Origin of the sequence: Bacillus sp. HNG (assembly GCF_003400205.1) — a bacterium.
Classification (GTDB): domain Bacteria; phylum Bacillota; class Bacilli; order Bacillales; family Bacillaceae_L; genus Ferdinandcohnia.
In genome coordinates this window covers 50448-65175 of record NZ_QUQV01000013.1, presented here as the reverse complement: position 1 = coordinate 65175, position 14728 = coordinate 50448, and the positions used below count along the sequence as shown (strand labels likewise).

At 40.0% G+C, this 14728-nt stretch carries 9 protein-coding genes; all 9 read right to left on the bottom strand.

All coding sequences use genetic code 11. The features are described 5' to 3' along the window. Nucleotides 1-42: 42 nt before the first annotated feature. Complete coding sequence (locus DZB84_RS19535) at nucleotides 43-774, bottom strand: exonuclease domain-containing protein (RefSeq protein WP_116353994.1); 732 nt, start codon at nucleotides 772-774, stop codon at nucleotides 43-45. Continuing rightward, complete coding sequence (locus DZB84_RS19530; RefSeq protein WP_223254514.1) at nucleotides 764-1768, bottom strand: DUF294 nucleotidyltransferase-like domain-containing protein; 1005 nt, start codon at nucleotides 1766-1768, stop codon at nucleotides 764-766. Before DZB84_RS19530 ends, DZB84_RS19535 begins: the two co-directional genes overlap by 11 nt. A 99-nt stretch (nucleotides 1769-1867) precedes the next feature. Then, complete coding sequence (locus DZB84_RS19525; RefSeq protein ID WP_116353993.1) at nucleotides 1868-3169, bottom strand: ammonium transporter; 1302 nt, start codon at nucleotides 3167-3169, stop codon at nucleotides 1868-1870. 60 nt (nucleotides 3170-3229) lie between these two features. After that, nucleotides 3230-5080 carry an asparagine synthase (glutamine-hydrolyzing) gene (gene asnB, locus DZB84_RS19520; RefSeq protein WP_116353992.1) on the bottom strand — a complete coding sequence of 617 codons (1851 nt, stop codon included), beginning with the start codon at nucleotides 5078-5080 and terminating at the stop codon, nucleotides 3230-3232. 45 nt (nucleotides 5081-5125) lie between these two features. Further along, entirely contained in the window at nucleotides 5126-6451 is a 1326-nt protein-coding gene (gene glnA, locus DZB84_RS19515; RefSeq protein WP_116353991.1) for a type I glutamate--ammonia ligase, read from the bottom strand. Nucleotides 6452-6492: 41 nt separating this feature from the next. After that, nucleotides 6493-7356 carry a diaminopimelate epimerase gene (gene dapF, locus DZB84_RS19510; protein WP_116353990.1) on the bottom strand — a complete coding sequence of 288 codons (864 nt, stop codon included), beginning with the start codon at nucleotides 7354-7356 and terminating at the stop codon, nucleotides 6493-6495. 13 nt (nucleotides 7357-7369) lie between these two features. Next, nucleotides 7370-8611, bottom strand: a complete 1242-nt coding sequence (locus tag DZB84_RS19505) for an LL-diaminopimelate aminotransferase (protein ID WP_116353989.1) — start codon at nucleotides 8609-8611, stop codon at nucleotides 7370-7372. A gap of 18 nt (nucleotides 8612-8629) precedes the next feature. Continuing rightward, nucleotides 8630-10108 carry a glutamate synthase subunit beta gene (locus DZB84_RS19500; RefSeq protein WP_116353988.1) on the bottom strand — a complete coding sequence of 493 codons (1479 nt, stop codon included), beginning with the start codon at nucleotides 10106-10108 and terminating at the stop codon, nucleotides 8630-8632. A 19-nt stretch (nucleotides 10109-10127) separates the two neighbouring features. Continuing rightward, the gene (gltB, locus tag DZB84_RS19495; RefSeq protein ID WP_116353987.1) at nucleotides 10128-14615 is read right to left on the bottom strand and encodes a glutamate synthase large subunit; all 4488 of its coding nucleotides are present in this window, start codon (nucleotides 14613-14615) and stop codon (nucleotides 10128-10130) included. Between the last annotated feature and the right edge of the window lie 113 nt (nucleotides 14616-14728).

The following is a 14728-nucleotide window of genomic DNA, read 5'->3' as shown; positions in this document are numbered from 1 at the left end:
TTGGGTAAGCAACCCAAGGACAAGGATAAAACTCCCTGGGTTTTATAATCTTACTAACCTTTCATACACGTCCTGTAACGTATAACAGTCTTCCTTATGAAGCTCGTTAATATAAAGTTGCCACAGCTCTGCAGTCATGATCGCATCACCTAGGGCATGATGTCGATTTCGAATCTCTATTCCTGATATTGCGCAATAATCATCAAGACTCACAATTGTTTGATTTGGGACAACTATGTTGAATACTAATGATGTATCGACAATTCGATGTTTATATGGTTTTTTGAATGCTTTCCAATGGGCGTGCTGGAGAAACTTCTTTTCATGACTAGCATGGTGCGCAACAAGGGTTTCACTTTGAACGAATTGATAAAAACGGATAAGGACTTCAGACAAGGCTGGAGCCGCTTGTAAATCTGATTCCTCTAATCCTGTTAATTTCTTAACATCTGGTGAAAGGCTTCCGTTATTCTGAACAAGTGAATAAAAGGTTTCACTATCATTCATTTGGCCGTTTTCAATTTTCACTGCACCAATGGAAAGAATTTGGTCGCCTCGTTCAGGGAAAAAGCCCGTTGTTTCGAAATCAAATACGACAACATTGAGTTCATGTAGGGGAATAAATAAGCTTTTTTCTGTCTCTAGCTCTTTTTCTAAACTTCTTAAAAAAGCGAGATGTTTTGGATCGGTTTTACCAATCAATGGTGTATAAATATTGGAGGAAAGCTTGCCATGAAACTGTTTGATTAATTGTAACAAAGGGTTATCTTTCATTTTTTATTACCCCTTGTACCATCACTTCTGTCACCCTTTGAAGTTTCTCGACATCTCTCAATATCTGCTTCATCTCAAGCTTTTCTGCCCTCTCTAGCATTTTAATATTGAGATAATGTCCACCCTCATAATTTGTTGTATCCCCATATAATAACCGGTAATGCATAAGTTTCTTAAAGTTAGAATGATGCGTATCGATTATTTTCGTGTACTTATCACGCATACAAAGAGCTTCTATTCGAGATAACGTCGATGTTGTTTCAATTTTTTCGATTATCGATAGTAAACGAACCGCATTAACATAAGGAAAAATGGCTGTCGTTTTCAGATCCATATGGCCAGTATATGGGCCCGACGACACTGTCAAAAATTGATTAAACAAACCAATTCCTTTTACAGTGTGTTTTGTGTTCTCGAATAATCTCATCAAAACAGTTGGTTGCTTCTCAATTGTTTGATGGATGATATTCTTTAATGACAGCACCTTCTTCTCATCGCCCACAACTACTCTCGCATCACAAAAAATTAATAAGTATCTTAACGATTCCCAAGTATTATCATGGATCCACTTTTTGATTTGAATTTCCCAGTTTCTCTTCGATTGGCACCATAATGGATTAGAGCTCATTACATTTCCTTCGCATTGAGGATAACCAATATAATCTAGGGCAGAAACAAGCATTTTTCCAAAAACAGAAAAATACGAAGCTGCAGACTCACTTGCCTCCTCATAGAGGATGCCATGATCCTGATCACTAATCACAGCCTGTTCACATCTTCCCGCACTGCCCATCACAAACCAGGAAAAATCACATGGCGGTGGTCCGTAATCTTTCGCCATTTCTTTTAATGTGATTTCAAAAACCGTTTTTAAGACAAACTCATGGGAAAGATGTAACTGTTCCGTACTGATTTGATGTGTTAACACATTGACATCATGCCAATTTTTTATCAATTGATATGATTCAAGGAACCCATCCATGTCTTTCCACATCCTTTACCACTTCCAGAAATGTTGATACAAAGTACTAGATATTCTCAAAAAGTCAGGTGGGAGATGAACTCCCACCTATTTGAAATGTATTAAAATCGGCTACTCCTTTATTGGCGGAGAGGATAAAACATTGGGTAATACAACTGTTTTTGTCTCCATATTTGGAAATGCTTCAGGATACCCATAACTACCATGTTCACTCAAATCCAGTCCAATTACCTCTTGTTCTTCTGTTACTCTGAGCCCATTCAATACCTTTTTCATGACGAGTATGAGGACATAAGATACACCGAATGCATAGACTGCTGATACAGCAATTCCCATCGCTTGAACTCCTAACTGCGCGAAACCCCCACCATAAAATAATCCTGCTTGACCTACAGTTGCCAATTCTGGTGTGGCAAAAAAGCCTGTTGATAAAGTCCCCCATACACCCGCGATTCCATGAACGGATAAAGCGAAAATCGGATCATCAATCTTTTGTTTTTCAAAAAATCTAGCACTATAGAAAACCATAATTCCCGCTACAAATCCAATGACTACCGACGCCCATGTTTCAACGAATGCACAAGATGCTGTAATGGCGACAAGTCCAGCTAATGTTCCATTCAACATGGTTGGGATATCAGATTTACCTAATACAATCCATGAGATAAGTAAAGCACTAATTGCTCCGGCTGCTGCAGCTAAAGCTGTATTTAAAGCAACAAAGGCAAAGAATCCATCCTCTACGCCTAACGTACTGCCTGCATTGAATCCAAACCAACCAATAAATAAAATGAGAACACCTAAAGCTGTGTAAACCTGATTATGTCCGCTTAAATTATTGGCAGTACCATCGGCGTTGTATTTGCCAATTCTCGGTTTTAATAGAATGGTAGCTGCTAAAGCTGCCATTGCGCCCGTTAAATGAACAACTGTAGATCCTGCGAAGTCTTGTTTTCCATGCTGTGCTAACCAACCGCCGCCCCAAATCCAATGAGCGATCACTGGATATACAAGTGCTGAAAAAAGCACTGCAAATACTAGATATACAGAAAGCTTTGCTCTCTCCGCGAAACCACCAAAGGCAATGGCTAAAGAGATTCCTGCAAAGGCAAGCTGGAATACAAAGAAAGCAGTCGTTGAATAGGGGCTTCCTTCTACCTCACTACCCGAATAGAAGAAGTCAGACATACCAACAAGAAAGTTTGCATTTCCCCCAAATATAAATCCGTATCCTACAGCCCAAAAAACAAGTGAGGCAATTCCAAACGAAAAGATAGTCTTTCCGGCAATATGACCCGCATTTTTCATTCGAGTCGATCCTGTTTCTAGTAATATGAATCCACCTTGCATGAATATCACTAAAATTGCTCCTAGCATAATCCATACACTGTTCAAATAAAACAAATGATCCATTTTTTGTTCCTCCCTTTTTTCTTTTCTATATGTAACAGGGGACAAGCCCCTGGAACACTTTTAGTTGTCTACAATGTTAATATGATATTGTTCAAGCCAGGTGTTAATCTGAGAGAGATGAGCGATAAGTTGAGGGCCTGTCATAAGCTGACCAAACCAAGGGACTTTGAAAGAAGAGCCGTCTGAATCGATGATATCTTTAACTTTTTGCTTTGAAATGATTTCTAATATGGGTGAAGAGGTATCGTCAATGATGTTTTGTAACTTAGTCTTAACTAGTTTCATATAAACGGGATGATGGGTTTTTGGATAAGGGCTCTTTTTGCGATATAGAACATCATGTGGAAGAATGCCTTCTAATGCCTTTCGTAAGATTCCCTTTTCGCGGCCATTCAGCATTTTCATTTCCCAAGGGATGTTCCATGCATATTCAACAAGGCGATGGTCAGCAAATGGAACGCGCACTTCTAAACTGGCACCCATACTCATCCGATCTTTTCGTTCCAATAATGTTGGCATAAACCAATTCATATTAAGATAGAACATTTCCCGTCGGCGTGCTTCAACCGGTGCTTCCCCTACTAATTGAGGGACCTCCGCAATTGTTTCGTTATACCGTTCCCTTACATATTCTTTTAAATCAAGTTTCTTTTGCCATTGTGGGAGCAGTAGCTGCTGCCTTTCCTCCTGTGATCTCATCCAAGGAAATCCGTTTGCATGTAAAATATCGTCTCGATAGAACCATGGATAGCCACCGAAAATTTCATCCGCACATTCTCCTGATAAAGCAACGGTGTAATCCTGCTTAATCTGTTCACAAAACCATAATAGTGATGAATCAACATCAGCCATTCCAGGCAAATCTCGCATCAATACGGCCTTATCCAAGTAATCAACTAATCTCTCATGATCAATAACAGCTGCATGATGATTTGTTTTTAAATATTGCTCCATTTTCGTAATCCAGGGTGCATCCTCATCTGGCTGAAAAGTACTGGCTTTAAAATAATGATTATTTTGTTCATAATCAATCGAATACGTGTGTAGTTGCCCCCGTCCTTCCTTTTTAAAATACTCAGCAGCAATCGCACTAATGGCACTCGAATCAATTCCACCTGATAAAAAGGTGCAAACAGGTACATCGGCAACTAACTGGCGTTCGATAGCATCTTTTACAAGAAATGAAACTTGTTCTACTGTTTCATCTAGGGATTGGGAATGCTCCCTGCTTTCTACATTCCAATAACGCCATTGTTTAAGACCATTTTTATTAAATCTCAAGGCATGTGCCGGGCGAAGTTCATGAATACCTCGAAATACACCAAGACCTGGAGTTCGAGACGGACCTAAACCGAATATTTCTTTAAGTCCCTCTCGATCCACCTCAGCCTTTATCTTTGGGTGTGCCAGTATGGCCTTAATCTCTGAACCAAATAGAAGAGATCCATTTTCTTGATGGTAAAAAAGAGGTTTCACACCTAGACGATCTCTTGCGATAAAAAGCTGTTCTTTGCCTTGGTCCCAAATAGCAAAGGCAAAAATGCCATTTAAATGATCGACACATGTTTCTTCCCATTCGATATATGCTGTGAGCAGTACTTCCGTATCGGAGTATGATTGAAAAGAGTACCCTCTTTTCAATAACTCCTTCCGAATATCTTCGGTATTATAAAGCTCTCCATTATAGATCATCCTAAAAGCACGCCCGTTTTTTTCCTTTACCATTGGCTGAGTACCACCAATAGGATCGACAACGGTAAGACGTGAATGTCCAAGTGACACTTGCTGTGAACTCCAGACATTTAAAGCATCTGGACCACGCTTAGATAAGGTGTCTGTCATTTTTTCGATGACAGATACATGTTGTGTTAAATCACGATGCCAATCTACCCATCCTGCTATTCCGCACACGTAACATCACTCTTCCTTTTATGATTTTTCTCGGTTGAAATTCCCTTAATACTGAGTCATGTATTGCTCGCGCTCCCAAGAGTGGACTTGGGTACGGAACATATCCCATTCGATTTCTTTAGCTTCTACAAAATGTTCAAATAAATGGCTACCTAGAGCATTCGTGACCACTTCATTTACCTTTAGTAAATCAAGCGCCTGTGCCAATGTGGCTGGCAAATCCGTAATGCCATATTCCTCACGTTGCTCTTTCGACATCACATAAATGTTTCGGTCTACTGGTTCAGGAGCTGTTACATTACTTTTGACTCCATCTAATCCAGCAGCTAATAAGACTGCCATCGCTAAATATGGATTTGCAGAAGGGTCAACACTACGAACCTCAACACGAGTGCTCAAGCCACGTGAAGCCGGAATGCGGATCAGTGGACTTCTGTTTCTTGCTGACCATGCAACATAACAAGGAGCCTCATATCCTGGAACTAACCTTTTATAAGAATTGACCGTTGGATTTGTAATGGCTGTAAAACTTGGTGCATGCTTTAATATTCCTGCCAAGAAACATCTTGCTGTATCACTCATTTCCAATTGTCCGTTTGGATCATAAAAAGCATTCTCTTGTCCTTTGAATAAGCTTAGATTACAGTGCATTCCCGATCCATTAATACCGAATAATGGTTTTGGCATAAAGGTTGCTAACAATCCATGCTTACGGGCAATTGTTTTTACAACTAGCTTAAAGGTTTGAATATCATCGCAAGCTTTTAGAGCTGATTGATATTTAAAATCAATTTCATGTTGACCTGGTGCTACCTCATGATGGGAAGCCTCAATTTCAAAGCCCATTTCTTCTAGTTCTAGCACAATATCACGTCTACAGTTTTCTCCTAAATCTGTTGGCGCAAGGTCGAAATAACCGCCATGATCGTTTAATTCTAGGGTTGGTTCTCCTTTCTCATCAAGCTTGAATAAGAAAAATTCAGGTTCTGGTCCAACATTGAAATCGGTAAACCCTAGTTCCTCCATTTCCTTTAAAATCCTTTTCAGATTATTACGAGGATCTCCTTCGAAAGGAGTGCCATCTGGATGATAAATATCACAGATGAATCGTGCTACTTTACCTTTTTCTGCAGTCCAAGGGAAAATAACAAATGTATCTAAGTCAGGGTATAAATACATATCTGATTCTTCAATTCGTACGAAACCTTCAATCGATGAACCATCAAACATCATTTTATTGTCTAATGCTTTTTCTAACTGGCTCACTGGAATTTCGACATTCTTAATGGTTCCAAATAAGTCCGTAAATTGTAAGCGAATGTACCGTACATTGTTTTCTTTTACCAATTCCATTACTTTCTCTCTGTTCATCCCTCAACACTCCTCATTTTTTCTATTTATTTAGCAGAATGTTATATTTCTAGTTCTCCATGACATATATAAGCAGCTTCTCCTCTTTTCCAAACATGGCCTTGTTCATCCCACCTTATTGTCAAATCTCCTCCAGGCAGATGAACCGTTATTGGCTCAAACTTAGCAATCAATTGATTCAATGTGGCAGCAACTACGGCAGCGCAAGCACCCGTGCCACAAGCCATTGTGATTCCAGAACCTCTTTCCCATACTCTGTAATCAATCTCCTGAGAACCGATAATTTGAACGATTCCTACATTTACTCGATCTGGGAATAGATCGGCATGTTCTATGACAGGCCCTATTTTTTCTAACGGGACTGCCTTCACATCATCAACAAAGATGATTGCATGTGGATTGCCCATCGACACACTGGTTACATGATACTTCTCACCACCAAAGGTATGTGGTTCATTAATTGCTGTCATGTATGGGTCACCTTCCATAGGGATCATTCCTTTTAATAACTTTGGTTCCCCCATATCCACGTTTACATATTGAACAGAATGTTTATGATCCTTTACCACCTCTACCTCAACGCTAACAACACCACCCAAGGTTTCAATTGTAAAGCGAGGTCTGGTTGCATACATGTGATCGAATAAATACTTCGCAACACAACGTAGGCCATTCCCGCAATTCTTAGCCTCAGAGCCATCTTCATTAAAAATTCTCATTTTAAAATCAGCGATCTCTGAAGGACAAATCAGAATGATACCATCGGAACCAATGCCAAAGTTTACGTCAGAAACCATTCTTGAAAGCTCAGGATATTTTTGTTCTTCTAAAAAATTATTCGGATCATCTAATTGATTAAAAAGGCAATAGTTATTGCCCAACCCATGCATTTTAGTAAAATTCATCTGTTTCTCCCCCTTAAAAGATGAATTTGGAACTACTAAGCCTTGCTCTTATCTCTTCAAATATTTGCTGTTCTGCATCTATATCATCAGCTTGAAAGGTAACTGAAAACCGCACATACGGACCGGCATCATCCCATGGAACAGACGAAATTAAATGCTCATTTATTAAATATTGGCTAAACTCTTCTGCAGATTGAAATTCTGGACCATTTTCTACTGCTCTAGGAATCTTCGTATATAAGAAAAAGGAGCCTTTTGGTTTGTTTGCATGAAATCCACACTCTCTTAAAATCGCAGAAAAAAGAGTATGGCGACGTGAATATTTTGCAGAAGTTCGTTCCGTGATTTCAGGTTGTGACAAAGCATAGGCTGCTGCTTTTTGAATGGGTATAAATTGACCTGAATCATAATTATCCTTTACCGCCGCAAATGCAGAAACAAGTTTGGCGTTACCTGCAATAAAACCAATGCGCCATCCTGTCATATTGAAGGATTTCGATAACGAATGCAGCTCGATTCCAACCTCTTTCGCCCCAGGTACAGATAAGAAGCTTAGCGGTTTTTCTCCATCAAACACTAATGCGGCATAAGCAGCATCATGAATCACGATCAACTCATGTTTTTTAGCAAATTGCACAACCTCTTCAAAAAACGTCCGATTTGCAACAGCACCTGTTGGGTTGTTTGGATAGTTTAAATAAAGTAATTTAGCCTTTTTCAACACACGATCAGGCAATGAATCTAGTTTTGGAAAAAATGAGTTTTCTTCCAAAAGTGGTAGATGTACGACTTCCCCACCTAGATATTCTGTATGAGTACCTAAAATCGGGTAATTAGGTGAAGGCATGATTGTTATATCTCCAGGATTGATAAATGCTGTTGGAAGCATAGCCAATGCTGATTTTGAGCCAATCGCATGATTGATTTCCGTATCAGGATCAAGACCATCTACCCCAAAAACTTCTTTCATATAAGCTGCTGCAGCTTGCTTAAATTCTTGAATTCCATTATCAGCATAAAAGCGATTTTCTACCTTTTTTGCTTCCTCCTCTAATTTTCTAACAACCCTCTCATCAGCCATTGCATCAGGTTCACCGACACCAAGGTCAATTAAGGTTTTCCCAGGATTTCTTTGCAACGCTACCTTCTTTGCCCTTTTAATTTTTTCAAATTTATAGATTTCATTTATTAAGCCAAATTGGGGTCCACCTATTCGGTCAGCAAATAGATCTTGTATATAATCAATTTCCAACATACTGTTTCCTCCGTATTCTTACGCCATCTTTCTCATGATGAAATCATGGCACTCCATCGCTGCTTCTTTTCCTTCCTGGATCGCCCAAACAATCAAACTTGCACCCGTTCGAGCATCGCCAGCTGTAAAAACACCTTTTTCATTCGTGTGATATTTGCTATTGGTTACTGCAATATTTTTGCGACGATCCACCGTTATATTGGTATCGTGGAACATCTCTGCTTCTGGTCCTTCAAAGCCAATTGCTAATAAAACCAATTGGGCTGGCCAATTTTTTTCTGTTCCTGGAATTACTTCTCTTATTTTTTGGCCCTTTTCATTTATGTTTGTGTTAACTTCCGCACTCTTCACACCTGCTACATTTCCATTGTCATCAGCACTAAACTCAAGTGTTGTTGTAGCAAACGCTCTTGGGTCATGCCCGAAAACGCTAGCCGCCTCTTCCTGACCTGTATCCACCTTATGAATAATGGGATACTGTGGCCAAGGGTTATCAATTGCACGGGTAGTAGGACGAATTGGATAAATATCAAACTGTACAAGACTGTTACAGTTTTGTCTTATAGCCGTAGAAACACAGTCTGTGGCTGTATCCCCACCCCCAATGACGATGACATCTTTCCCTTCTGCAGAGATAAAATTTCCATCAGCAAATTGGGAATCGAGGAGGCTTTTCGTATTCAAATGTAAATAATCCATAGCAAAGTGAATTCCTCCAAGCTCCCTACCCGGAACACTTAAATCCCGAGGTCTGGTAGAACCGATACAAAGGACTACTGCATCATTTTCGGTTCGTAATCGGTCTAATGATATTTGTTTTCCAACTTCCATATTGGGAGCAAATTGAATGCCTTCTTCTTGCATCAATTTGATTCTTCGATCAACCACATGCTGCTCGATTTTCATCTTAGGGATTCCATATGTTAACAATCCGCCGATCCGATCTGCGCGTTCATAAACAGTCACCGTATGTCCATGTTGATTTAAAATAGAAGCGCAAGAGAGTCCAGCAGGCCCTGATCCAATAATGGCTACTTTTTTACCTGTCCGTTGAGTAGGAATTTGTGGCCTGACCCACCCTTCTTCAAATGCTTTATCAATAATGGCACGTTCAATGTTTTTGATGGTGACTGAATCATTGGCGAGTGAAGCGACACATCCACCCTCACAAGGGGCAGGACAAGCACGTCCAGTAAACTCCGGGAAAGGATTCGTCCTGCTTAAACGCTCGTAAGCTTCCCTCCATCTTCCTTTATAAACAAGATCATTCCATTCTGGAATTAAGTTATAAATTGGACATCCGGTTGTCATACCCGCTAACTGACTACCATTTTGACAAAAGGGAACAGCGCAATCCATACAACGAGAAGCCTGACTGCGTAGTACCATTTCAGAGGGGAGCTGAGCAATTTCTTTCCAATCTTTCACCCTTTCTAACGGGTCGCGATAGAGTACTGAACTCCTTTGATGGTCGATAAACCCCGTTATGTTTCCCATCTATCTAACCCCCAATCGATTAACTGTATTGTAAATATTCGTTTTGGCTGGATTCTTCAAGAATTCTTTTATATTCTTTGGGAATCACTCGTACGAAACGAGATACGTAGCTGTCCCATTTATTCAGGATTTCTGCGGCTACCGCACTTTTTGTATATTGATGATGTTGTTTGATCTGTCCTTTAATAAAGTCCACGTCATCTCGGTCTTGTAAAGATTCAATGATTACGAGTTCTTGATTACATCGTTGCTTGAATTTTTCGACCTCACCAACTAAAACATAAGCCACTCCACCTGACATTCCTGCTGCAAAGTTTTGACCGACTTCTCCAAGAATAAGTGCGCTACCGCCTGTCATATACTCACAACCATGATCTCCGATTCCTTCGACAACAACATCGGCACCACTATTTCTTACACAGAATCTCTCCCCAGCCTTCCCTCGAATGTATGCTCTTCCACTTGTTGCTCCATAAAAAGCTGTATTTCCAATAATCATGTTTTGTTCCGCTAAGAAATTTGATTTTATCGATGGGAAGATAGCCATTTTCCCACCTGATAATCCTTTTCCAACGTAATCATTGGCGTCTCCCTCTAATGTCATCGTTGTTCCCTTTGGTATAAAGGCACCAAAGCTCTGACCTGCCGAGCCTTTAAAATGAAGCTTGATTGTGTCTTCTTTTAACCCTACTTCCCCATATCTATTAGAAATGGTATTCCCTAGTAGAGTTCCAACAGAACGATTTATATTGTGAATAGGGAGCACTGCGCGTATTGGCTTTCCCTTTTTCAAACCTTTAAGAAATAAAGGCAGGAGCTCCTTACTGTCCAATGTTTGATCAATTTCATGAGCCTGCCGCTCTTTTGGCTTTTTATCAGTAGGTTGATGTAATAAAATTGGCGTTAAATCAAGTTTTTGAGCTTTCCAATGATTTGTTTTAGTCGGTTTTAGTAAGTCAGTGCGCCCGATCATTTCATCCAATGTTCTAAACCCTAATTGAGCCATATATTCACGAATTTCTTGAGCAAAGAAATGCATCAAATGAACAACATGGTCTGCTGTGCCAATCATATTTTTACGGAGTAGTGGGTTTTGAGTCGCAATCCCAACTGGGCATGTATCCAAATGACAAACTCTCATCATGATGCATCCCAGAGAAACAAGTGGTAATGTTGAAAAGCCATATTCTTCAGCCCCAAGAAGCGCGGCTATAACTACATCTCGGCCACTCATCATTTTCCCATCCGTTTCCAACGTTACTTTATGTCTCAAGCCATTCAACTTTAATGTTTGATGAGTTTCAGCAAGCCCCAACTCCCATGGCATACCAGCATGTTTTATACTTGAACGGGTAGCTGCTCCAGTCCCGCCATCATAGCCACTAATTAAAATCACATCTGCTTTTGCCTTTGCTACACCTGCAGCTATCGTGCCAACACCTGATTCTGATACGAGTTTCACATTGATTCTCGCTTTAGGATTTGCATTTTTTAAGTCGTAAATCAGTTGGGCTAAGTCTTCAATGGAATAAATATCATGATGAGGCGGTGGTGATATCAGTTCAATTCCCGGAGTGGACCCTCTCGTTTTTGCTACCTCTGGGGTTACTTTATGCCCTGCCAATTGGCCTCCTTCACCAGGTTTTGCTCCTTGGGCCATCTTAATTTGAATTTCTTCACAATTAACGAGATAGTGACTCGTAACCCCAAATCTTCCTGAAGCTACTTGCTTTATACTGCTACATTTCGAATCGCCATTCTCCATCGGTGTAAATCGCTCAGGATCCTCTCCACCCTCACCACTATTACTCCTTCCACCAATTCGATTCATCGCAATCGCTATTGCTTCATGAGCCTCTTTGCTAATCGACCCGTATGACATCGCTCCTGTTTTAAACCTTTTAAAAATCAATTCAATTGGTTCAACTTCCTCGATTGGTACAGGTTTCCTTTTAAAATTGAACTCTAGTAATCCACGAAGTGTCGTCTGCTGACTGATTTCCTCATTTAACAGATTGCTATATTCCTTGTAGATTTCATATTTTCCTGTACGAACGGCATGCTGTAATAAATGAATGGTTTTCGGTTGGAATAAATGGGTCTCTCCCCCATACCGCCATTGAAAATCTGATCCTGTTTCTAATACTGCCTCTTTCGACTGGAAAGCTTCTTCATGGCGTAACCGTACTTCTTTAGCAAGATCATCTATCGTCAATCCACTGAGCTTTGAAGATGTATTCGGAAAATAACGGTCAATTACTTCATGACTAATCCCTAAAGCTTCGAAAACTTGTGCACCTATATAACTTTGAACAGCTGAAATGCCCATTTTGGACATGATTTTCATAATTCCCTTTGTGATAGATTTCACATAATTTCTGGATGCATCCTCAATCGAAAGACCTTCAACAAATAGAGGAAGTGATTCGTAAACAAGATAAGGGTATATCGCATTCGCACCATATCCAAGTAGCGTTGCAAAATGGTGTACCTCTCTCGGTTCTCCAGATTCTGCTATTAAACTCACTTTACTTCGCTTGCCGGTTTGAATTAAATGATGATGAACAGCTGATACCGCAAGCAATGACGGAATCGCCCCAAACTGTTCAGTTACGTTTCGGTCACTAAGAATGAGGATATTACTCCCTTTTTCAGCCTCCTCATCTACTCGTTGAAATAATTGAACGATGGCCTCACTCAAACTTCCTGTAATCGGGAATAAAGTTGAAATAACCGCTGCTCGCCAATCGTTTGTTTGTAGACTACTTATTTTTTTCATTTCCGAGTCTAGTAGAATTGGGGATTTTAGACTTATTTTTTTATATTTAGTTTGTGTAGGTTGAAGTAAATTACCGCTTGACCCTAACATCACTTCTAAAGAGGTTACAAATTCCTCTCGAATGGCATCTATTGGTGGATTGGTGACTTGAGCAAATTTCTGCTTGAAATAATTAAATAACAGCTGAGGTGTGCTGGATAATACAGCTAAAGGAGCATCGTAGCCCATCGAACCAATGGGTTCATACCCATTCAAAGCCATCGGCTTTAAAACTTTCTCCCATTCTTCATTTGTATATCCAAAGATCGCCTGTTTGCGATGAGTTCCCCCGTCTGGTATACCCTCGGTGTGGGTCATATCATCAGAAATCCTTTCAAGAGGTACGATGGTTTCTTCTACAAGCTTCTGATAAGGTCGTTGGGAGATAATCCTTTGTTTGACTTCTTCATCAGCAAGTAAGGTTCCACTTTCCAGATCAATTAAAAGCATCTGCCCTGGCTTTAAGCGATCTTTACAAATGATTTTTTCCTCTGGAATGTCAACAACCCCTACTTCAGATGAAACGCATATAAAATCATCTTCCGTTATTACAATCCGTGCGGGTCTTAACCCGTTTCGATCAAGACACGCTCCAACTAATTTCCCATCTGTAAAAGCCATTGCTGCTGGTCCATCCCACGGCTCCATGAAACTGCTATGATACTGATAAAATGCCTTTTTTTGTTCATCCATTACCTGATTTTTTTCCCACGGTTCTGGAATCATCATCATCATCGCATGTGGCAATGACCACCCTGATAACACGAGAAATTCCAATGCGTTATCAAACATTGCTGAATCACTACCATCTGTTTCAATAACAGGAAGCAAGCTTTCTATTTCTTCTATTACATCTGATTTGAATGCCGCTTCTCTTGCCTTCATCCAATTCACATTTCCGTTAATCGTATTGATTTCACCATTATGCATCATATAACGATTTGGCTGTGCCCTTTGCCAACTAGGGAAAGTATTAGTACTGAAGCGATTATGGACCATCGCCATGGCCGATTCGAATAATTCACAGTTTAAATCAACATAGTATTCTTTCAGTTGCTCTGGGAGTAATAAACCCTTGTAGATAATGGTTCTTGCTGAAAGACTGACAATATAATAAGAGTCATCCTTTGCGAACTTCGCACTTTTAAGCGCTTTTTCTATTTTTCTTCGAACTTGATATAATTTTCTTTCAAACCTGATATCTCCTGGTTTGCTATAAGGAGATTTCACAAATAATTGGCGAATCACCGGTTGTGTTTCTTTGGCCTGTTGATGTAGACTTTTATCATTCGTTGGGACATTCCTCCAACCGAACAGTTTTAAGCCTTCCGTTTCCATCACGTTTTCAATGATATCTTCACAGCGTTTTCTCGAATCTTCTCGTTGAGGCAGGAAGAACATTCCAACACCATACTTCCCAGCATCGATTAGAGATTTTCCCGCTTTTTCCCACTCTGCTTGAAATAACGTATGAGGAATTTGCGTTAAGATCCCAGCCCCATCCCCCAATATATTGTCAGCACCGCGTCCTCCCCGGTGATCAAGCCGTTCAAGTGCAATTAATGCTTGAGATACAATGGAGTGTGTTTGCTTCCCGTTTATATTGGCGAGCATCGCAATTCCACAAGCATCATGTTCAAATTGAGGATCATACATCCCTTGTTTATCTAGCGTCCATGTCCGATGCATTTCATATCCTCCTTTGCATCTTTGTTTATTTTTAATGTTAAGGCATTACATGATAAATGTATTTAGACTTATTAACTGAAGATTTGTACTTTTTAGATAGTAATAAAGACAGA